The 21,383-nt window shown below is 65.4% G+C and carries 19 protein-coding genes; 9 read left to right on the top strand and 10 right to left on the bottom strand.

All coding sequences use genetic code 11. From position 1 onward, the window contains the following. Positions 1-60 precede the first annotated feature (60 nt). The 3 genes from ACS13N_RS02585 to apbC are packed head-to-tail and all read right to left on the bottom strand — an operon-like array spanning position 61 to position 2,252. Positions 61-624, bottom strand: coding sequence for a DUF3306 domain-containing protein (locus ACS13N_RS02585; RefSeq protein ID WP_438930212.1), 564 nt, complete (start codon positions 622-624; stop codon positions 61-63). 11 nt (positions 625-635) lie between these two features. Next, on the bottom strand, positions 636-1,160 hold the full coding sequence (locus ACS13N_RS02580) for a DUF3305 domain-containing protein (protein WP_438930211.1): 525 nt from the start codon (positions 1,158-1,160) through the stop codon (positions 636-638). Positions 1,161-1,163: 3 nt separating this feature from the next. Beyond that, complete coding sequence (gene apbC, locus ACS13N_RS02575) at positions 1,164-2,252, bottom strand: iron-sulfur cluster carrier protein ApbC (protein WP_438930600.1); 1,089 nt, start codon at positions 2,250-2,252, stop codon at positions 1,164-1,166. A gap of 207 nt (positions 2,253-2,459) precedes the next feature. On the opposite strand from apbC, the gene ACS13N_RS02570 reads away from it, so the two are divergent. Beyond that, complete coding sequence (locus ACS13N_RS02570; RefSeq protein ID WP_438930210.1) at positions 2,460-3,089, top strand: OmpA family protein; 630 nt, start codon at positions 2,460-2,462, stop codon at positions 3,087-3,089. A gap of 292 nt (positions 3,090-3,381) precedes the next feature. After that, entirely contained in the window at positions 3,382-5,451 is a 2,070-nt protein-coding gene (gene metG, locus ACS13N_RS02565) for a methionine--tRNA ligase (RefSeq protein ID WP_438930209.1), read from the top strand. A gap of 84 nt (positions 5,452-5,535) precedes the next feature. Here the strand turns inward: metG and ACS13N_RS02560 are convergent, their stop codons facing one another. The 3 genes from ACS13N_RS02560 to ACS13N_RS02550 form a co-directional block, all read right to left on the bottom strand. Next, a complete protein-coding gene (locus ACS13N_RS02560) occupies positions 5,536-6,078 on the bottom strand; it encodes a hypothetical protein (protein ID WP_438930599.1) in 543 nt (180 codons plus the stop codon). 96 nt (positions 6,079-6,174) lie between these two features. Then, complete coding sequence (locus ACS13N_RS02555; protein ID WP_438930208.1) at positions 6,175-10,086, bottom strand: translocation/assembly module TamB domain-containing protein; 3,912 nt, start codon at positions 10,084-10,086, stop codon at positions 6,175-6,177. 8 nt (positions 10,087-10,094) lie between these two features. Further along, positions 10,095-11,873 carry an autotransporter assembly complex protein TamA gene (locus tag ACS13N_RS02550; RefSeq protein WP_438930207.1) on the bottom strand — a complete coding sequence of 593 codons (1,779 nt, stop codon included), beginning with the start codon at positions 11,871-11,873 and terminating at the stop codon, positions 10,095-10,097. A gap of 227 nt (positions 11,874-12,100) precedes the next feature. On the opposite strand from ACS13N_RS02550, the gene ACS13N_RS02545 reads away from it, so the two are divergent. From ACS13N_RS02545 to panC, 3 genes are read left to right on the top strand one after another with little or no spacing between them, the layout of a single operon-like run. Next, a complete protein-coding gene (locus ACS13N_RS02545; protein ID WP_039597042.1) occupies positions 12,101-12,289 on the top strand; it encodes a DUF3460 family protein in 189 nt (62 codons plus the stop codon). 39 nt (positions 12,290-12,328) lie between these two features. Next, positions 12,329-13,210 carry a segregation and condensation protein A gene (locus ACS13N_RS02540; protein WP_199033218.1) on the top strand — a complete coding sequence of 294 codons (882 nt, stop codon included), beginning with the start codon at positions 12,329-12,331 and terminating at the stop codon, positions 13,208-13,210. A gap of 25 nt (positions 13,211-13,235) precedes the next feature. Next, positions 13,236-14,087: a pantoate--beta-alanine ligase gene (gene panC / locus ACS13N_RS02535; protein ID WP_438930206.1), complete on the top strand. Its 852-nt coding sequence runs from the start codon at positions 13,236-13,238 to the stop codon at positions 14,085-14,087. 46 nt (positions 14,088-14,133) lie between these two features. On the opposite strand, the gene ACS13N_RS02530 is transcribed toward panC, so the two are convergent. Then, complete coding sequence (locus ACS13N_RS02530; protein ID WP_438930205.1) at positions 14,134-14,799, bottom strand: nucleotide-binding protein; 666 nt, start codon at positions 14,797-14,799, stop codon at positions 14,134-14,136. Positions 14,800-14,899: 100 nt separating this feature from the next. Then, positions 14,900-16,354, bottom strand: a complete 1,455-nt coding sequence (locus tag ACS13N_RS02525; protein WP_438930598.1) for a cobyric acid synthase — start codon at positions 16,352-16,354, stop codon at positions 14,900-14,902. Positions 16,355-16,474: 120 nt separating this feature from the next. On the opposite strand from ACS13N_RS02525, the gene cobU reads away from it, so the two are divergent. Genes cobU through ACS13N_RS02505 form a run of 4 tightly spaced genes read left to right on the top strand, consistent with a single transcriptional unit; the run spans position 16,475 to position 20,025 of the window. Beyond that, on the top strand, positions 16,475-17,050 hold the full coding sequence (cobU, locus tag ACS13N_RS02520) for a bifunctional adenosylcobinamide kinase/adenosylcobinamide-phosphate guanylyltransferase (RefSeq protein ID WP_438930204.1): 576 nt from the start codon (positions 16,475-16,477) through the stop codon (positions 17,048-17,050). Then, a complete protein-coding gene (gene cbiB / locus ACS13N_RS02515) occupies positions 17,047-18,039 on the top strand; it encodes an adenosylcobinamide-phosphate synthase CbiB (protein ID WP_438930203.1) in 993 nt (330 codons plus the stop codon). The genes cobU and cbiB overlap by 4 nt, the downstream gene beginning before the upstream one ends. Further along, a complete protein-coding gene (cobD, locus tag ACS13N_RS02510) occupies positions 18,036-19,064 on the top strand; it encodes a threonine-phosphate decarboxylase CobD (protein WP_438930202.1) in 1,029 nt (342 codons plus the stop codon). Before cbiB ends, cobD begins: the two co-directional genes overlap by 4 nt. Before the next feature lie 16 nt (positions 19,065-19,080). After that, positions 19,081-20,025 carry a cobalamin-binding protein gene (locus tag ACS13N_RS02505; RefSeq protein WP_438930201.1) on the top strand — a complete coding sequence of 315 codons (945 nt, stop codon included), beginning with the start codon at positions 19,081-19,083 and terminating at the stop codon, positions 20,023-20,025. Positions 20,026-20,028: 3 nt separating this feature from the next. On the opposite strand, the gene cobC is transcribed toward ACS13N_RS02505, so the two are convergent. Together cobC and ACS13N_RS02495 are read right to left on the bottom strand one after the other, a co-directional pair. Then, positions 20,029-20,616, bottom strand: a complete 588-nt coding sequence (cobC, locus tag ACS13N_RS02500; protein ID WP_438930200.1) for an alpha-ribazole phosphatase — start codon at positions 20,614-20,616, stop codon at positions 20,029-20,031. Further along, positions 20,601-21,383, bottom strand: coding sequence for an adenosylcobinamide-GDP ribazoletransferase (locus tag ACS13N_RS02495; protein ID WP_438930597.1), 783 nt, complete (start codon positions 21,381-21,383; stop codon positions 20,601-20,603). The genes cobC and ACS13N_RS02495 overlap by 16 nt, the downstream gene beginning before the upstream one ends.

The raw sequence follows: 21,383 nt of genomic DNA, 5'->3' as shown, positions 1-21,383 counted from the left end.
GTCTGGCGCGCGGGCTATGGGGACATGGCCGTACGGTCTCTGCCGCACGGTCTTCTTTTTTTATTCTACGGACGGTGGCTTAGCGCCGCCATGCCGGGTTGTCTGGGCGGGATCGCCAACGACGGGCGGCTCGGCAGGTTCAGGCGGCGTCTCACCTGTCACGGCGGGGGCAGCCTCGGCGTCGGGTGGCTCGAAACCCACCCTTTGCGCCACATCCTCGTCGAGCGGCTCAAACAACCGCAGTTCCGCCGTATGTCGCAGTTCGCGCAACATCTCGGGCGGAATCGGGTCGGGCTGAGAGTAATCGTCGATGTAGGTGTCGAGCCCGTCCATCACGTTGAAATGCGGATCGGCGAAGAGCTTTTTGAGCGCGGCGCGCTTGACGGCCTCGTCCACACCACGTGCGACAAAGGGAGCGAAATCGTTGGCCGGTGTGAGCTTCGCGGCGTCTTCGAGCGTCAGTGGCGGCGGCGCATCAGGCGCAGGCTCGGCAGGTACCGGCTCCTGCACTACAGCCGGCGCAGGCACCACCTCCACGGGCGGCGCGGCTTCCGGCTCGGGCTCACCGCGCCGCTCGGCCGTCTTGCGGCGCGACCAGCGCGACAGGAAAGATTCGTCGTTCACGGCAGCCTCGCTCAGAACTTCGCGCGGTCTTCCGGCGACAGGAACGACTCAGGCCGGCGCCGCTTCTTCGGCTCGGGCCGGTAGTTCTCGGCCACGTACGCCTGCAGCCACTCTAGCGCGGCGGCATCCAGCGGCACGTTCTCAACCGTCTCGCCGCCGTCGAGCCAGCGGCCGGCCTCGTTGTAGCTGAGCGAAACCGTATGCGGAATCGCCCTACCCTCGTCGGCCGTGCCCGCCTCGCCCAGGCGCCACAGCACGAACCAGCAGGGCGCGGCGGAGGTCACGTTCAGGTAGTAGCCCTCGGCCTCGTCGCGGAACAGCGTGACGTTGAAGCCGGGGGTGAGCCAGCGCTCTTCGGTGTCTGAGCGATCCAGGCAGCGTGGCTCGGTACCGTATTCGCCTAAATCCGGCACCACATCCTCCAGCCGCCACTGGAACGGCTGCCAGCGGTTGCCCGTCGGGCGACGGCACAGCACCACCGCCATCCGTACGGACGGGCGCTCAGTCGACAGCGGCTCGATGGTGTTGGTGTCCATGGCTTACGTGTTTTGCACGACGATCGAAGGGAACTTGCTCGTCATGTCCTTCGCCTTCTCGGCGACGGTGATGGCCACGCGGCGCGCGATCTGCTTGTAGACGCTGGCAATCGCACCGTCGGGATCGGCCACCACGGTCGGGCGGCCCGAATCAGCCTGTTCGCGGATGGAGAGGTTCAGCGGCAGGCTGCCCAGGAATGGCACGCCGTACTGCTCACACATCTTTTCACCGCCGCCCGCGCCGAAGATGTGCTCGGTATGGCCGCAATTCGGGCAGCAGTACACCGCCATGTTCTCGACCACGCCGATGATGGGAATGCCCACCTTCTCGAACATCTTCAGGCCCTTCTTGGCGTCGAGCAGCGCGATGTCCTGCGGCGTGGTGACGATCACGGCGCCCGTCACGGGCACCTTCTGCGACAGCGTGAGCTGGATGTCGCCCGTACCCGGCGGCATGTCGACGATGAGGTAATCCAGGTCGCGCCAGTTGGTCTGCTTGAGCAGTTGCTCCAGCGCGGACGTGACCATCGGGCCGCGCCAGACCATCGGGTTGTCCTGCTCGATCAGGAAACCGATCGAGTTGGCCTGCAGGCCGTGGCCTTCCATCGGCTCCATGGTCTTGCCGTCGGCCGACTCGGGCTGACCCTGGATGCCGAGCATCATCGGCTGGCTCGGGCCGTAGATGTCCGCGTCCAGAATGCCGACGTTGGCGCCCTCGGCAGCCAGCGCCAGCGCCAGGTTCACGGCGGTGGTCGACTTGCCCACCCCACCCTTGCCCGACGCCACCGCGATGATGTTCTTCACATTCGGCATCAGGTGCACGCCGCGCTGCACCGCGTGCGCGACGATCTTCATCGACACCTGCACGCTTACATTGTCGACACCTTGTACCTGACGCAATGCGCCGATCACCAGCTTGCGGATCGGGTCGAACTGGCTTTTGGCCGGGTAGCCGAGTTCGACATCCAGCGAGACCTCGCCGCCATCAACCCGGATATTGCGCACCGACTTGGACGACACGAGGTCGCGCTCGGTATTGGGATCCACCACGCCGCGCAGGGCTTCGGTGATCTGTTCGACGGTTACGCTCAACATTTACTCCACAAATCTAATGCAAATGGGGGACGGGCCAACGGCTGCGCGACGTGAACTTTGTCGGGTCCTGGCCACTCTATCTACTGTTTTGCTATTGTATTTTGCTGGCGCCACATTCGTCCGATTCCCCCCACAGATCCCTCGGTCGCGCCGGCTATCGGCAAGCCAAACAAGAACCGATCCCGTTTTCGTAGGAGAAACCACATGAAAGCCAAGCTTATTTCCGTCTCGCTCGTCGCCCTGCTGGCGGCCGGCTGTGCCACCCAGCAGCAGAACAATACCGCCGTTGGCACGGGCGTTGGTGCGGCTGTAGGTGCTGGCATCGGCGCTCTAGTGGGCAACGGCAAGGGCGCCGCCATCGGTGGCGCCCTGGGCGCCGCCGCCGGTGCAGCCGCCGGTTACAACTGGAGCGCCATCAAGTCCAAGCTGGCCGGCGACACGGCTGGCACGGGCACGCAAATTTCGGAGCAACCTGACGGCTCGCTTAAGCTGAACATCCCGAGCCAGGTCTCGTTTGATACCGACAGCGCGGTAATCAAGCCGTCGTTCCGCGGCGCGCTGGATAGCGTTGCACAGACGCTCACGGCAAATCCTGAGCTCGCCGCCAACGTGGTCGGCCATACGGATAGCACCGGCAATGCCAACTACAACATGACCCTGTCGCAGAAGCGCGCGCAAAGTGTGGCGAGCTACCTGACCGACCGCGGCGTCGCGCGCAACCGCCTGGCCGCTGAGGGCCGTGGCCAAACGCAGCCGGTTGCCGACAACGCCACCGAGGCCGGCCGGGCACAAAATCGCCGCGTCGAAATTTATTTGAAACCAATTCAAGGATGACCCAGTCATAGAGAACAGGTACCGCTTGCTACGCATTGCTGGCTCGCGATGCGTGGCTGACCTCCCGGGCGGTACCTGATTTCTCCTCCTTTTCCGTTGTGGAAAGCTGCGCCGGCTCTGACCGGCGCTTTTTTTTTTGATCACGCAACCTGCGACGTCCTGCCGCAGCGTCCGAGCCTCCAGATCCCCGCCATTCGTCGCCCAGCGGCCTGAGCCCGCTGGGCGCGCTAAAATATGCGTTTCTCCGCGCGCTGCCCTTTTTGCGGCCCGCCCGCACCCTTCTGGCCTGCCCATGTCCGAACGTCGCATCCTCGTCACTTCCGCCCTGCCGTACGCCAACGGCCCGATCCACATCGGCCACTTGGTCGAGTACATCCAGACCGACATCTGGGTGCGCTTCCAGCGCATGCGCGGGCATGAGACCTACTACGTGGGCGCCGACGATACGCACGGCACGCCCGTCATGCTGCGCGCCGAGAAGGAAGGCCTGACCCCGCGCCAGCTGATCGAACGCGTCTGGACCGAACACAAGCGTGATTTCGACAGCTTCCTGATCTCGTTCGACAACTACTACAGCACCGATTCCGATGAGAACAAGGAGCTGTCCGAACGCATCTACCTGCAGCTCAAGGAAAACGGCCTGATCGACGTGCGCGAGGTCGAGCAGTTCTACGACCCGGTCAAGGAGATGTTCCTGCCGGACCGCTTCATCAAGGGCGAGTGCCCGAAGTGCGGCGCGAAAGACCAGTACGGCGATTCGTGCGAGGTGTGCGGCGCGACCTACCAGCCGACTGACCTGAAGAACCCGTACTCCGTGGTGTCGGGCGCGACGCCGGTGCGCAAGTCGTCAGAACACTACTTCTTCAAGCTGTCCGACCCGCGTTGCGAGAGCTTCCTGCGCGAATGGGTATCCGACCTGGCCCAGCCGGAAGCCACCAACAAGATGCGCGAATGGCTCGGCGACGAAGGCGAGGCCAAGCTGTCGGACTGGGACATCTCGCGTGATGCACCGTACTTCGGCTTCGAGATTCCGGGCGCACCGGGCAAGTACTTCTATGTGTGGCTGGACGCACCGGTCGGCTACTACGCCAGCTTCAAGAACCTGAGCGCCAAGCTTGGCCTCGATTTCGAATCGTGGATCAGCGAGCACTCGACCACCGAGCAGTACCACTTCATCGGCAAGGACATCCTCTACTTCCACACGCTGTTCTGGCCGGCGATGCTCAAGTTCTCGGGCCACCGCACGCCGACCAACGTGTTCGCCCACGGCTTCCTGACCGTGGACGGCGCCAAGATGAGCAAGTCGCGCGGCACCTTCATCACTGCGCAGAGCTACATCGACACGGGCCTGAACCCGGAATGGCTGCGCTACTACTTCGCAGCCAAGCTGAACGCGACGATGGAAGACCTGGACCTGAACCTGGACGACTTCATCGCCCGTGTGAACAGCGACCTGGTTGGCAAGTTCGTCAACATCGCCAGCCGCTCGGCGGGCTTCCTGGTCAAGCGCTTCGAGGGCCGCGTGAGCGACGCCGCCCTAGGCCATCCGCTGATGGTGCAGCTGCGCGAAGCGGCTCCGCAAGTTGCCGATCTGTACGAGAAGCGCGAGTACAGCAAGGCGCTGCGTGCGGTGATGGAACTGGCCGACGCCGTCAACGCCTTCGTCGACACCGAAAAGCCGTGGGACCTGGCCAAGGACGAAGCCAACCGCGAGAAACTGCACGCTGCATGCTCGGTCGCACTGGAAGCATTCCGCCTGCTGGCCGTGTACCTCAAGCCGATTCTGCCGACCACGGTCGAGCGCATTGAAGCATTCTTGAACGTCGAGCCGCTGACCTGGCGCGCGATTGATTCGGCACTGTCGTCGGCCAAGCCGATCCAGCCGTATTCGCACCTGATGACACGCGTGGACAAGAAGCAGGTCGATGCGCTGGTTGAGGCGAATCGTCAGTCGCTGCAAGCCACCACGGATGCACCGGTCGCAGCCGCCAACGGCGTTGCCGCGATCGAGCCGATGGCTGAGACCATCACGATTGATGACTTCGCGAAGATCGACTTGCGCGTCGCCAAGATCGTGGCCTGCCAGCGCGTTGAAGGATCTAACAAGCTGCTGCAGCTCACGCTGGATGTGGGTGAAGGTCAGACGCGCAATGTGTTCTCCGGCATCCAGTCGGCTTACGCGCCGGAAGACCTCGTGGGCAAGCTGACCGTGATGGTTGCCAACCTCGCGCCTCGCAAGATGAAGTTTGGGATGTCGGAGGGGATGGTGTTGGCGGCTTCGGCTGCTGATGAGAAGGCGCAGCCGGGGCTTTACATTCTTGAGCCACACTCCGGAGCCGTGCCGGGCATGCGCGTGCGCTGATCGCCTGGGACACGCCAGAAACAGCAAGGCCAACCCCACGGGGTTGGCCTTTGCCTTTTGACGCACCACTCAGCCGGTACGCGGTCAGGCTCCATTCAACCGGTTATCGCTACGCGACGTCGTCGTAACCCGCCCATCCTGCCCAAAGTGGACATTGAAGAACGCCTTCTCAGTCGGACTTTCCATCCACTTGTAGCCCCACACCTCTTCCTGCTTCAGCTTAAACGCCTCGACTTTGCCCGGCTTGCCAAGCATCCGACGGATATCGTCCTTGCTCTGCCCCACCCGCACACGCCCAAAGTTCTCGGCAGTCAGCACCTGCTCAATCTTGCCGACATGGCCATCGGGAGAAATCGTCACCATCCACGTCGAGGTCCCTTCCGGCCCACGCGGATACTCAAGCTGGCGCGTACCACCTTCGTTCTCCCAGATCATCTCCGGCTCGCCCGCAGTCGCCTTCACATCCGCCTCGGTCGACTGCCCGGCAACGATGTCCTTGAACAGCAGGTTGTCGGGCTTGGCGGACTGCCATACCCGCTTGGCCGCATCCCCCGCGCGATCGACGGCTTGATCGACCTTCTGCTGATCGCAGCCAAACAGCCCGAGCAATGACGCCAGAATGCCCATGGTGACTCCCACTTGTGCGAGTTGACGACGATGCGGCATGGAACCCCCTCGTTCAAAACGTAGATCCGTCGCCATTCTGGCAGCCGGATCATCCAATTACCAACGCTTGTTGAACAGCACCGACGCGCCGTTGATCGTGCCGCCGCGCGCCACCACTGACCATCGCCGTGAGAACTGCCACGTCATCTTGACGATGGAATCGGCGGTCGACAGGCTCTGTTCGTAGCCCACGGTGATGCTCTCGGAGATGGCCTTGCCCAGGCTGACCACCTGCGGATCGGTCAGGCCCGAAGTGGACGCGCCGATCGAGAACTCATCCAGCCCAAAGCGCCGCGCCACATTCTTGCCCGCCACGTTGCCGAGCAACCCCAGTGCCGCACCGGACATCGCCTGCTGCTGGCCCAAACCGGCGTTGGATGCGCTGTAACCGAACATCAGCCACGAAAGCTTGTCTTCATCGGGCACGTTCGGCTCGGAGACCAGCTTCACGCGTGGCTGACGCACCGTGCCGGTCACCTGTACCCCGGCCTCGACCTCCTGGTTGCGGCGCATGGCGGTGATGTTGAACGATGGATTGTTGATTGGCCCGATGAAGTTCAGCACACCCTGATCGATCGCCAACTTGCGGCCGAAGGCCTCATAGGTGCTGCCCTGGCGCACGTAGATCGTGCCGGTGCCGCGCAGTGGCACCAGCGGCTCGCTGTGCACATGCATCTGGCCACCCAGCGACAAGTCCGCGCCGGCGCCCTTGAAGCGGAAGTTATCGCCAAAATCGACGTCGACATCAACAATCGGGCTGAAGCGGCCAGCAGGCTTCTCTTCGCGCCTGACGCCACGCTCGGCCTGATTGCGGGCTGCATCCGCGCGACGCACGATGACCACGTCGTCGCCGAGGGCGGGCGCGCCATCCTTGGGTAGATCGAACAGGCCGCGGTCGACCTTGAACTTGCCGGTAATGCCCACGCGGTCGTTGTCATTGGCAATGCGCGCCTGGCCCGAGAGCACCAGCGTGCGGTCCGGATCGGCAAAGAGCTGCAGCTTGTCGGCAACGATGGCGCCGGTCAGGTTGGGGTTGGCCTCGCCGAGCTGCACGCGACCCTGCGCGCGCACGGTGCCGTCGCCCCCATAAAACACCACGTCCTGCAGGTCGACCACGTTCTGGTCCAGCGCCACGCGCACCACGCCCTTGGTCAAGCGGATGCCCTGGTCGTACAGCGCCACCTCGATGTCCTGTCCGGTCAGAAAACCGCTGATCTTGGGCGCGCCAACCGTGCCGGCAAACTGCAGGCTGGCCGCCAGTTGACCATCGGTTGCGACGTCTGGGCCGAGCAGATCGCCAATGCCTTTGAGGTGCGGCAGGCTCACGGTCAGCCCGCCCGTCAGCGGTGACGCGGGCGACATCAGCGCCAGCGCGCCGGGCGCCGCATCGCGCGTCAGCCCGATTCCCGCATCGAGGTAGAGATTGCCGACGCGGGTCGACTGCGCATCGCCGCGCAGTGCCAGGCGCATGCCCTCGCCGCGCGCCTCTACGACCAGCTCGGTCAACCCAAGCGGCGTAAACCCACGGCCGGCGTTGATCGACAGGTCACCGCTGCGGCGGGCAAAGCGCGCCGTACCGGTGGCCGTGCCGCCGAGATCCAGATCCCATTGGCCATCGATGACGAGATCGGTACGCACCGGCGAGGCCTGGCCCGTCCACGTGCGCACCACCTCCAGCACGCGGGCGATCTGCAATCCATCGACGCGGCCCGCGCTGCGCAGGTGGCCCTGGTTGGATTCCACGCGCTCGATGTGGATAGGGGTCTGCTCCAGCGTCAGATCGGCACGGCCGATCGTCAAGCGGCTCGGCGCCACCGACACGCGTACCGGCGTCATCAGTTGCAGATTGGGTGCACCTTGCGCCGACAGCGTGGAAATCGTGCCATCCCACGCGTCGCCGTCCTTACCGGGCGTCAGTGCACCGTCGCCAGCCAGCGCAAACTTGAAGGGTTGAGTGCGCACGTTGCCATCGGCATCAGCGTGGAAACGATGCGCGCGACGCGTGCCTTCCAGCGTGGCACGCACCTCGCGCAACGACACATTCGGGGCCGTCACGCGCTGTGCGGTCAGTTCAAACTGCAGCGGGCCGTCAATCCCATCGCGCATTTGCGCACGGCCATTCGCCAATTCGATCTTGTTGCCCTGATACGCAAGCTGCTGCGCGCGGAACGTGGCATCCACCTGCGGGCGCTTGATCGTGCCGGACACATCGCCCGACAGGGTCAGCGCCCCACTCACGCCAAGTTGCAAGCGCGCGAGCTGCGGCGCGTCGACGTCTACGTGCAAGCGGTCGCCGGCGGCACCGAAACTGCCGCGCAGGCTGGCCTTGTTGCCGGCCACATCCAGCTTGGCGTCGCTCGGCAGCAGGCGCATCAGTTCGTCAACCTTGCGCAGGTGGACATTGCCATCACCCACCATCGGCAGGCCGGCGTAGTCGCTGTCGCGCACGGCAAACTTGATGGCTGCGTCGATCGGCTCGCCCAGCGTGCCACGCGCGTCGAACGTTGCGTTGATGCGGCCCTTGGCCACCTTGGCCAGCCGCGATGGGTCAAACTCCGTCAGGTCGCCCTTGAAGGCGAACGACTGTGCATCGTCGTGCTTGAGCGTGCCTGCCAGCGTCAGCCGCGACCGGCCCAGCGACACCTGTGCGCTCTCCACCGCCAACTGCGCCGCATCGAGCACCGCCTTGGCCTGCGCACGCATGTCACCACCGGCCAGGTCGAGCGCCACGCGCTGCGTACCCCCCGCAAAGTCCACGGTGACGGGGCCTGCGAGCCTGGTCTTTTCCAACGACGCATGCACTGCTTGCAGATCCAGCTGACGCACATCGACGCGCAGCGTGCCGTGCCCCTTCTTCACGTCAGCGCCGCCGGTCAGTTGCGCGCCGCCCAGCAGACGCACCTCCAGGCCGGTGAGCTGCTGCTCGTCTTCGTTCAACCGCACCTGCGCGCGCAGGGATTGCAGCGGCAGCTTCTGCTTGTCGAGCGTACCGGCCTGCGCGTTGTCGATCTGGATGGGGCCGGCTACGGTCAGCGTCTTGGCTTTCTCATCAGGGCGCAGGTCCGCGTGGATGGTGAGCGAAGCCTCCGGTGCACCCGGCGCGAACGCCCGTGGGTTCACGTGATCGGCGGACACCACCGCGCGCGACAAGGGCAATGCGCCGAACGGTGTGGCGTCGATCTGCGCCTGCGCGGTCAGCTTGGCACCGGTGCCGGTCGCGTCAATATGCAGCGCCTCCAGCGAGCCCGAGAGCTGTGCCGATACCGATGCGTCCTGCTTCTGCCCACTCGCTTCGAACTGCGTGGCAAGCGTGGCCGCACCCGTGAGCGGATACGGCCGCGTACCCGTCATGCGCAGCGTGGCGGCCAACTTGCCGGCGGGCGTTTCCATGCCGTCGAGCAGCACGTTGTGATGCGTGCCGTCGGTATGCAGGCTGCCGGCAATCGACTTGAGTTCAGTGGTTGACGTGCCCTCACGGATGGCGAGACGGTCCACGGCCAGTCGATCCACATCCAACGCCAGTGGCAACACCAGCGAAGCGGGCGGGCCACTCGGCGGTGTTGGTGGCGTCGGGTGCAGGATCACCTCGACATTGCCGGCGGTGAGATAGGCGAAGCGGGCATGCCATGGGCCGCGCGTGATGGCCCAGCGGCCTTCCACGTGGTCGATGCGCACTTCGGTGCTGCCCGCGCGCACGTGCAGGTCACGCAGCGACACCCCCTCGCGCAGCGTGCCGCCCGCCAGCTTGCCCGACACAGTGTCGTGGCCGAAACGCGTGGCGAGCGACCACAGTTGCGCCGTGCCCGTCGGTGAATGAATGGCCCAGGCCAGCCAGCCGACGATACCCAGCACCACCACCAGCACAAGCGCGGCAAGGCCGCCCAGCCATCGCAGCAAACGGCGGCCCCAGCCACGCTTGGGCGACGGTGTCTCAGGTTGTACGGATTCAGGCGTTTGCGTTTCGGTCATGGTGGCGCTCAAAACGCGATGCCCAGCGAGACGCTCGGCCGGAACTGCTTCTGCTGGATGCCGTAGGCCAGATCCAGCTGGATCGGCCCGACGGGGCTCTTCCAGCGTACGCCCACGCCCACGCCGTTGAACCAGCGACGCTCCGACCAGTTGTCGGTGGCAGTGCCGGTGTCCCAGAACACGGCGCCGCCCCACTGCGGCAGGAACCAGCGCTGGTACTCCACCCCGCCCGTCACGAGAAACTTGGTCGGCAGCGTACTGCCGTTGACCTCATTGCCAATGCTCTGGAAGTCGTAGCCGCGAACCGACTGTGTACCGCCCGTGCGGAAACGCAGCGTGGCCGGCACACCGTCGCCGGGGCCGGAGGTGATGACGCCGCCCAATTCAGCCCGCGCGACAAAGATGTCGCGCTGCCCCACCGGCACGTACTGGCGAATACGGCTGTACGAACGCACGAACGTCTGGTCGGTCAGGAACCCCTTGACCGCCGCGCCGAGCTGCGTGGTGATGATGTTGCCCCGACGCGGAAACAGCGGGTCGTCCACGTCACGGCGCGTCCATGCGAAGCCGGGCACCAGCGCCTTGCTCAACTCGCGATCGGCGCCCTCGGGGCGCAGGTCGTCGTAGTAGAAGTCGATGGTGAACGAGGTTTCGTAGATACCGCGTACGCGCGTCTGCTTGAAGCCCGAACGATAGCTGCGCGTCTCGGTGCCCGAGGTGTCGGTCCGGTCCATGCTGCTGTAGAGGCTGTTCACGTACTGTTTTTCGTCAGGCGGCAAGGTCACGCCGGCAAACAGATACTGCCGGCGCTGTTCAATGCGCGCCTGCGTGTCGAGCACCCACGCCTTGTTGAAGAGGTTCAGATACTGGTAGCGCCCTTCCACCGAGGCGCCCGTATCGGTGCCGAAGCCGACGCCGCTGGTCAGACGGTTGGGCGGGTACTCACGCACCCGCACGCGCACTGGGGCGTTGACCGGGTCTTTCGGATCGTCACCCAGATCGACAATGGCGTTGGCGAAATAGGGCTGTCCCTGGATGGCGGCCTGCAAGGCCTGCAGGCGGTCTGCGGAATAGTCCTCACCCACGCGCAGCGGATTGACGTTGGTGATGATGCCGAGCGGGTAGCGCGTCAGCCCCTGCACGTCCAGCGGGCCCAGCGTATAGGCCGGACCACTGTCATACGCAACGGACAGATCCGCCTTGTTCTCGTCCGGGTCAACGCGCGCCTGCGACGTGGTCTGCTTGGCTGCGTAATAACGTTTGCTCTGTAGCGCGGCCAGGCTGTCGTCCTTGGCCTTGTCCCAGCCGGACTGGCGGAACGCCATGTCCTTCTGCAAGCCCCAGGCCTTCTTCAGTTCTTCGATGCGCTTGGGGTCCTGCGTGATGGCACCGTTGAAATCCAGCGCTACGTTGTCGATGGTGGTGCGCGGGCCGGGCTCGACCTTGACGTGCACGACACGGTGATCCGGCGGGCCGTCCATGTTGGCCGTCGCCTTGGGCACGAAATAGCCCTCCGTGGCCGTCAGCTTGGTGACCTGGTCGCCGATGGTCTCGACCATGTATTGAAGCTGGTCTTCCGTGATGTCCTTGCGGTCCTTGTAGCGCGATAGATCGAGATGGCGCTCCAGCAGGTCGCGGACGGCCTTGGGCGCCTCGATCTTGACGTCGTACTCGGCGTGGGCCGGCGCGCACGCGAGCGACAGGGCAACGCCAGCCGCAAGCACAGCGGCATAAGCAGCAGGAAAACGAAATCGAGACGGTCGTGACGGTCGACGAAGGCCGGTCATCGTGGCAAGCGTGGCGCCGCCCCCACGGGCCGGCTAAGTCAACGGAAAGGCGTATTTGACCATACCGACCCCGGCAGGTGCCCAGGCAATTGCAACGAATGCTGCCCTTCGGATCAGTCCGAAGCCTTCCGCTCGCGCCGTGCCTACCGGCCAATACGGTAAAATGCGCCGGTTTTCCGCCCGGGAGCCTCCCGTGCGGACCAGATCACCCAACATCATCGATTGCCATGGCCCTGTACAAGTCCGAGATCACCCAGTTCCTGGAAGAACTCAAGACCCAGAAGCCCGACCTGGAAACGCAACAGCGCCAAGGCCGTTCCCTGCTGTGGGACAAGGACCCGGTCGACCTGGATGAGCGCGCACGCGCCCAGGCCGCACGCGTGGCGCAGAAGCCGTATGTGTACTCGCTGGACTGATCGGCTGGCCGATCCCCAGACCCCCAGGCTCGCCGCTGCATGACCACTTCTGCGCAGGACAAGCTGCCGCTACCCGTCGAGCTGCCCAGCGTGGCACCCGAGCAGGACTCCACGCCGGTACAGGTCGACGGCCTGGCCTTCGCGCGGCTATACGGCGAGCCGCTGTTCAAGCTCCCGCAAGACCTCTACATCCCGCCCGATGCGCTCGAGGTGTTTCTCGAAGCGTTTGAAGGGCCGCTGGACTTGCTGCTGTACCTGATTCGCCGCCAGAATTTCAACGTGCTGGACATTCCGCTGGCGCAGGTCACGCGGCAGTACCTGGCGTACATCGAGCAGATCCGCGCGACCAACCTCGAGCTGGCCGCTGAATACCTGCTGATGGCGGCCATGCTGATCGAGATCAAGTCGCGCATGCTGCTGCCGGTCAAGAAGACTGACTCCGGCGAAGAACCCGAAGACCCCCGTGCCGAACTGGTGCGCCGCTTGCTCGAATACGAGCAGATGAAGCTCGCCGCGCAAAAACTCGACACCGTGCCGCAGCTGGGCCGCGATTTCCTGCGCGCGCAGGTCTACATCGAGCAAAGCCTCGCGCCGCGCTATCCAGACGTCAATTCCGACGACCTGCGCATCGCGTGGGCCGATGTACTGCGCCGGGCCAAGCTCACGCAGCATCACAAGATCTCGCGCGAAGAGCTGTCCGTTCGCGAGCACATGAGCCAGATCCTGCGCAAGCTGCAGCATGCGCGGTTCATGGAGTTCACCGAGCTGTTTGAAGAAGCGATCCAGTCCGGCAAGGGCGCGCCCATCGTGGTGGTCAACTTTGTCGCCATGCTGGAGCTCTCGCGCGAATCGCTGCTCGAAATCACGCAGGCCGAACCGTACGCGCCGATCTACGTGCGCCTCGCCTACTCTCCGACCTGACCCGCAGTCAGGTCACACAACCACTATGAAAGTCATCTCGTCCATCCAGGAACTGCGCGACCAGCTGCGCGGCCAGAACCGCGTCGCCTTCGTGCCGACCATGGGTAACCTGCATGAGGGCCACCTGAGCCTGATGCGCCTGGCGCGCCAGCATGGCGACCCGGTGGTGGCGTCCATCTTCGTGAACCGCCTGCAGTTCGGCCCGAACGAAGACTTCGACAAGTACCCGCGCACGCTGCAGGACGACATCGAGAAGCTGCAAAAGGAAGGCGTGTACGTGCTGTTCGCGCCCACCGAGCGCGACATGTACCCCGAACCGCAGGAATACCGCGTCGACCCGCCGCACGATCTGGGCGACACCCTCGAAGGCGAGTTCCGCCCCGGTTTCTTCAAGGGCGTGTGCACGGTGGTGATGAAGCTGTTCTGCGCCGTGCAGCCGCGCGTGGCCGTGTTCGGCAAGAAGGACTACCAGCAGTTGATGATCGTGCGCCGCATGGCTCACCAGTTCGCACTGCCGGTGGACATCATCCCCGCTGAGACGGTGCGCGCGGAAGACGGCCTTGCGCTGTCGTCGCGCAACATGTATCTGTCCAGCGATGAACGCGCCGAGGCGCCCGAACTGTACCGTACGCTGCACCAGGTGCGCCAGGACGTGCTGGAAACCGTGTTGCAGGGCAAGACCTCGCACGAAGCGGTGACCAACAAGGCGATGGACTACCTGCGTGGCCGCGGCTGGCAACCGGACTACGTGGCCGTGCGCCGCCGCGCCGACCTGCAGCAGCCGACGCCCGAGAACATCGCCGCCGGCGAGCCGCTGGTGGTGCTGACCGCCGCCAAGCTCGGCAAGACGCGCCTGATCGACAACCTCGAAATCTGAGCGGCGCATCGTCCAGCAAAAAGCCCGGCAGTTGCCGGGCTTTTTTTCATGCCGCCGCTGACGTATCCGCGACGGTTGCCTGCGGGGGCGCTTCCCCCAGCCAACCGAGGATGCCGCTCCACTGCTCCACATCCTTCGCCACGCGCGAGGGCGCCACGTCCCACAGCGTCAGACCGTGCGCGGCCAGTTGCACGTAGTTCTGGGTATCGCGCAGGTAACCGAGGATCGGCACCTCCAACCCCTGCACGAAACGCTGGAGCTGCTCCGCGGCGCGCGTGCGCATATCCACGCGCATGCCGACCACACCCAGCTTGACCTCGCCGTGGCGGACGGCCTTTTCATCGGCCAGTTTGCGCAGGAAAGACTGCGTGGCAAGGATGTCGAACATCGAAGGCTGCAACGGCACGATCACGTGGTCCGACAGCTTGACCAGATCGGTCAGCCGCCAACCGTGCAGCCCGGCCGGCGTATCGAGCACCACATGCGTGGTGCCCTTGGGCGGCTTGGCGATGTGGTCGGCGCTGATCTCCCACGTGTGGATGGGCTTGGCCGTCTCGGGGCGCAACGCCAGCCATTCGCGCGATGACTGCTGGCGATCGGTGTCGCCCAGCATCACAGCATGATCCTGCGCGGCAAAGTAGCCCGCCAGATTGGTTGCCAGCGTGGTCTTGCCCACCCCGCCCTTCGGATTCGCTACAACGGCCACCGGCATGCCTGCCTCCTTGTACACATCGCGCGCTCGTCGAATCGTGTGCCGAGTGAATCACTCGGCGGATCTGCCCTGATTTTTCGTCAACCCTGGTGATTATGGCTCAGCCCGCACGTGGCAGCGTCCCGAACAGCGCGGCAAGGTCGAGGTGCGCCTCGCAGGTGTCGGCAAGGCGTTCGAGCGACGCCTCGCGCAACGCGGCGTAGTCCTGCACTTGGGCATCGCGCACGCCGGCCCAGGCGAGCAGCGCTCGGCAGGCTTCAGGCGCATCGAACAATCCGTGGAGATACGTGGCGAGGATCTGTCCGTCGGGCGAGACGGCCCCATCGGCGCGCCCGTCGTCGAGCTGCACGGCTGGCCGTGCGAGTGCTGGTCCCTCGGTCACGCCCATGTGGATTTCGTAGCCGGCAATCGCTGCCCCAGCCGCACCGCCGTCGGCGAGTGTGCCGCGCACTTGCCGCAATTGCTTGGCAGTCTCCAGCGTGGTCTCAAAATCGAGATACCCGAGCCCATCAACGCTGCCGGGCACGCCTTCCAGCCCCTGCGGATCATGCAGGCGACGCCCCAGCATCTGCATGCCACCGCAGATGCCGATCAGCTTGCCGCCATAGCGCAGGTGCCGCGCGATGGCCGCCTCCCAACCGTTGGCACGCAGCCAGGCGAGGTCAGCCTGCACGCTCTTGCTGCCGGGCAGGATGATGAGATCGGCCGGCGGAATCGGCTGCCCTGGGCCAATCAGGCGCACGTCCACCTGTGGATGCGCACGCAGTGCATCGAAATCCGTGTGGTTGGACACGCGCGGAAGCACCGGAACCACCACGCGCAGCGCATCGCCTGAGGCGATACGCTGCGCCGTCTGCACGGCGTCCTCCGCATCCAGATGCAGGCCGTGCAGATAGGGCAGCACACCAAACACCGGCTTGCCCGTCTGCGCTGCCAACCAATCCAGCCCCGGTGTCAGCAGCGAGATGTCGCCGCGAAACCGGTTGATGACGAAGCCGGTCACGCGTGCGCGCTCGCTCTCCGACAGGCACGCGAGCGTGCCGACCAGGTGGGCAAACACGCCGCCACGGTCGATGTCGGCCACCAGCACGACGGGGCAATCGACGGCTTCGGCAAAGCCCATGTTGGCGATGTCGCGGTCACGCAGGTTGATCTCGGCGGGGCTGCCGGCGCCTTCCACCAACACGAGGTCGTATTGCGCGCGCAGGCGCGTGTGCGATGCGAGCACCGCTGCCATCGCAGTCGGCTTGTAGTCGTGATAGGCACGGGCATCCAGATCACAGCGCGGCTGGCCGTGGATGATGATCTGCGCGCCGGTGTCGCTGTTGGGCTTGAGCAGCACGGGGTTCATGTCCACCGTGGGTGCAACACCGGCGGCCTGCGCCTGTAGTGCCTGGGCGCGGCCGATCTCGCCACCGTCTGCGGTGACGGCGCTGTTGAGCGCCATGTTCTGCGGCTTGAACGGTGCCACACGCACACCAGCGCGACGGGCAACGCGGCACAGTCCGGCCACCAGCGTGCTCTTGCCGGCATCGGATGTGGTGCCCTGGATCATCAAGGTGCCCTGAGGCAAGAAGGACAGCACAGGAAAGAGTGGCTTTGGCATGCGCGAATTATCGCATTCGCCTGTCTGCGCCTGGCTGCACCAACGCGTACCCACGGCTAGAATGCGCGGATGTCCCGTCGCCTCACACTCGTCCTTGGCGGTGCCCGTTCGGGCAAGAGCCACCACGCAGAACAACTCGCGCTGCAATGCGCGGGGCCCGTCACGTACATCGCCACGGCGGGTGAAGGGGATGAAGAGATGCAGTTGCGTGTGGCCCTGCACCGCGCACGTCGGCCCGAGCATTGGGGCCTGGTCGAGGAGCCCGTGCGCCTGGCCGAAGCGCTCTACACGCATGCGCAGCACGGCGGTTGCGTGCTGGTCGATTGCGTCACGCTGTGGCTCAACAACCTCCTCTTCGCCGAGCAGCGCGACTATCCCGACACCGGTCTCATCACGCCACCCGAGGCCTGGACGGCGGAAATCGATGCCCTGCTGACCGCTCTGCCGCTGCTGCCCGGCGAGGTGATTCTCGTAAGCAACGAGATCGGCCTGGGCGTGGTGCCGATGGGGGCCATTACGCGTTTCTACGTGGATGAGCTGGGACGCCTGAACCAGCGTCTGGCAGCACTGGCGGACAACGTGCATCTGCTGGTGGCCGGCATTCCGATGGTGGTCAAAGGGCCGGCCCTCGGCACTGGGTCGTGAACCTGCCGACTGGCGGTGTGACCGACCTCGGGTGGTCATTCGTGGCACTGGCTGCGCTGGCTGGCGTACTGCTCGACCGGCTGCTGGGTGAAGTGCCGCGCTGGCATCCGCTGGTGGGCTTCGGGCGCATTGCCAACATCGTGGAACGCGCCATGAACCGCAAACCGGCGGCGCTGGCATGGTCACGTGTCATCGGCCTGATCGCCTGGGCGATTGCCGTGCTCCCCTTCGTGCTGCTGGCGGCATGGCTTGTCGCCATGGCGCATGCGGCGTCAACATGGGCGGTGGTAGCGATTGATGCGGTAGCGCTCTACTTCGCGATCGGTGCGCGCAGCCTGCACGACCACATCGCGCCGATTGCGCTCGCCCTGCGTGATGCAGACCTGCCCCGCGCCCGCGCACTCGCCTCGCGCATCGTCTCGCGAGACCTCTCCGGGGCAACCGACGAACCTATCGCCCGCGCTGCCGTGGAGTCCGCCCTGGAGAACGGCAGCGACGCCGTATTCGCACCCTTGTTCTGGTTGATCGTGGCCGGCGCACCCGGCGTGATGCTGTATCGGTTGGCCAACACGCTCGATGCCATGTGGGGCTATCGCAATGCACGCTTTACCGGCTTTGGCTGGGCTGCTGCGCGCATTGACGACGTGCTCAACTGGATTCCTGCCCGGCTGACGGCGATGAGCTATGCGCTACTTGGCCAAACCATCGGCCACACCGCAGACGCACTGCGCTGCTGGCGCCTGCAGGCACCCCAATGGTCGAGCCCCAACGCGGGGCCGGTCATGGCTGCGGGTGCGGGCAGCCTGCGTGTGCAGCTTGGCGGCACCGCGCGCTACGAAGGCGTGGACGAAGCCCGCCCGCCGCTGGGCACCGGTGCGCCCGCCAGCGCCGCCGACATCAACCGCGCACTGACACTCGTCTCACACACGTTGTCGCTGTGGCTCGGCGTGTTGAGCGCCGCCGCCGTCATCGCATGGAGCCTGGCATGAGTGCCATCGTCCACGGCGGCAATCTGGCCGCGGCACGTGCGCGATATGGTGAACCGGCGGGCGGCTGGCTCGATCTCTCCACGGGCATCAACCCGCACGGCTATCCGATCCCACCCATCCCGCCGAATGCGTGGCTACGCCTGCCAGAAGAGGACGGCCTGGAAGCGCTGGCCGCAGCGCATTACGGCGTAAGACATGCCAACGCAGTACTGGCAGTCGCGGGCTCGCAAGCGGCCATCCGTACACTGCCCTCCCTGCTGCCACGCGGCCGGGTCGGCGTCGCGCACATCGGCTACAGCGAATACGCGCCCGCCTTTGCGCGCGCCGGACATGACGTCGTTGCGCTGCCCGAAGCGGCATTCCTGGGCGATCTGCCTGACGATATTCAGCACCTGGTCGTCGTCAACCCGAACAACCCAACGGCACGCGTGCTGGCCGCCAGCACATTGCGTGATTGGCATGCGCGTCTGCACACACGCGGCGGCACGTTGATCGTTGATGAGGCGTTCATCGAAGCGCTGGAAGATGGTCCGACACTTGCACCATTGGCGGGTGCGCCGGGTCTGGTGATCCTGCGTTCGATCGGCAAGTTCTACGGGCTGGCCGGGGCACGGATCGGCTTCGTGCTGAGTGCGCCAAATCTGCTGGCTGCACTGCGCGACGCATTGGGACACTGGACCGTCAACGGCCCAGCCCGCGCCGTCGTGCGTGCTGCGCTGGCGGATACCGCCTGGCAGACCACCAACCATGCCCGCCTGCAACGCGAGGGGATGCGCCTGCACACGTTGCTCAATCGCCACGGTTTTCCGAACACCGCCACGCCACTCTTTGCCTGGGCGCCGACCTCACACGCGCCGTCGCTGCACGCACAACTGGCGCGGCTCGGCATCTGGACGCGCCTCTTTGATGTGCGGGGCACACCGCCCATGCATGACGTGCTCGGCCTGCGCTTTGGCCTGCCTCCGGACGACACTGGATGGCAGCGCTTGAGCGTTGCGCTAGCATCGCTGTCGCTCTCTGTCTGACCTGCCCCCCCTTTCGATGCCCGTTTGCTTCCCTCACTTTGCCCGTCGCCTGTGTGCGCTCGGCATGACCGCGCTGGCGGTTGCTGCAGCACCGGCACTCGCCGCCATTTCCGTCACCGATGACACGGGCGCCACCATCACGTTGCAGCGCCCTGCGCAGCGCATCGTCAGCCTTGCGCCGCATGCGACCGAGCTGCTGTTCGCAGCGGGTGGCGGCGCACGCATCGTCGGCACGGTGGCCTATAGCGACTACCCGCCGGCCGCCCGCGACATTCCGCACGTGGGCGACAACCGCGCGCTCGACCTGGAACGCATTGCCGCGCTCAAGCCCGATCTGGTGGTGGTCTGGCGCCATGGCAATGCACAGAAGCAGATCGACCGCCTGCGTGCACTGGGCATTCCGCTGTTTTTCTCCGAGCCGCACCGTATGGGCGATATTCCGCGCTCCATCGAGACACTCGGCACGCTGCTCGACACACGTGCCAGCGCACATGACGCGGCCCAGCAGTTTCGCCAGCAGGTCGACGCGCTGCGCAACCGCTACGCAGGCCGGCCGCCGGTGCAGGTGTTTTACCAGGTGTGGGAGCAGCCGCTGATGACGCTCAACGGCCAGCACATCTTTACCGACATGCTGGCGCTGTGCGGCGGCCGCAATGTGTTTGCGGGCGAGCCGCTGCTGGTGCCGACCGTATCGACCGAGGCCGTCATCGCGGCCAACCCCGAAGTCCTGCTGACCGCCAGCATGGGCGCCACGCAAGGCAATCGCCCGATCGACACGCTCGACGGCTGGAGGCGCTGGCCGCAACTGCTGGCCGTGCAGCGCGGCAACCTGTTCAGCATCAACGGGGACCTGATCAACCGCTTCGGCCCGCGCCTGGTGGAAGGCGCAGCGCAGTTGTGTGAAGACCTGGAGCAGGCGCGCGCCAAGCGCACGGGCGCACAGGCAGTCAACGGACGCTGATTGTCAGCGGTTCCAGAACAGCAGCACCGGCGGCGCATCCGGCTGCCCGGGCTGCAGGCGGAAACCACAGGCGCCACCCCACTGCAGCGGCCATTGCAGCGTTTCAGCAAGCGGACGCTGCAGCCAGTGCGCAGCCAGCGCACGCATGCAGCCCGCGTGCGTCACGGCCCATAAGCACGATACTGGCGAAGCCGCCATCGATTCGGCCCACGTGGTCACGCGGGCTAGCAAGTCAGCAGCGGACTCTCCACCGTGCGGGTTGCCATGCACCAGATCGCGCGCCCAGCGATCGACTTGCGCGCGCGGAATGTCATCCCACTGACGACCTTCCCACGCGCCAAAGTCCAGCTCCATCAGTTGGGCGTCAACCTCCAGCGGGGGCAGCTCGGCAACCTGCAGGATCGCCTCTGCGGTGAGCCGGCTGCGCTGCAGCGGGCTAGCCAGCAGGCGTTGCGGCGGATGCGCGCCGAGTTTCTCCGCAATGACCAAGGGGGCCGGGTCCATCGGCGCATCCAGCGGCAGATCGGTGCGCCCGTAGCACAGGCCTGCCGTCATAGCAGGCCGCGCGTGGCGGATCAGGATGAAATCCATGCCAACAGCCCCCACAGGATCAGCAACTCGAACATCTGCTGCGCCATCCCCAGGCAATCGCCCGTGATGCCGCCAATGCGACGTACGAAGTAGCGGCCCAGCAACCAGCGCGCGACAAACAGCGCAACGACCACGAGCGCTGCACACACCGGTCCGAACCACAGCAAGGGCGCGATGCCGAATACGCCCGCCCACAGCGTATCGCTGGTGCGCATGCGCTGTGCAACGGGCTTGGCCTTGCCCTCGGCGCGTACGTAGTCATGCGTGACCAGGTAGCTGACGGCAGCGGCGCGGCTGGCAGCGTGCGCAGCCACCATCGCCGCGAGCATGGCAATCGGATGCGCGGCCAATGCGGTCAGCAGCTGCCACTTCAACAGCAGCGCCATGCACACCGCAATGGCCCCGAACGCGCCGATGCGCGAGTCATGCATGATGCGCAGCCGGTCTTCCGGCGTGTAGCCGCCGCCAAAGCCGTCAGCGCAATCCGCCAGACCGTCTTCATGGAACGCGCCGGTCAACAGCAGCGTAGCCACCATCGACATGGCCACCGCCACGCCAGGCGCGGGCACTGTGCGCGACACCAGCCAGTACACCGTTGCTGCCACCGCCCCCACCAGCCAGCCGATCAACGGAAAGTAGCGCGCTGCGCGATTCAACCCCGCTTGCAAGGAATCCAAACTGCGCCCGACCGATGCCGGCACGGGGATGCGGGTGAAATACCCGACCGCCGTCCACAGCGCCTGCCAGTGTTCGCGCAGTCGGGTCAT

This window comes from Ralstonia sp. 24A2, assembly GCF_051783885.1.
Lineage (GTDB): Bacteria > Pseudomonadota > Gammaproteobacteria > Burkholderiales > Burkholderiaceae > Ralstonia.
Note: the sequence above shows the minus strand (reverse complement) of the source record. Positions and strands in the feature narration are given on the sequence as shown.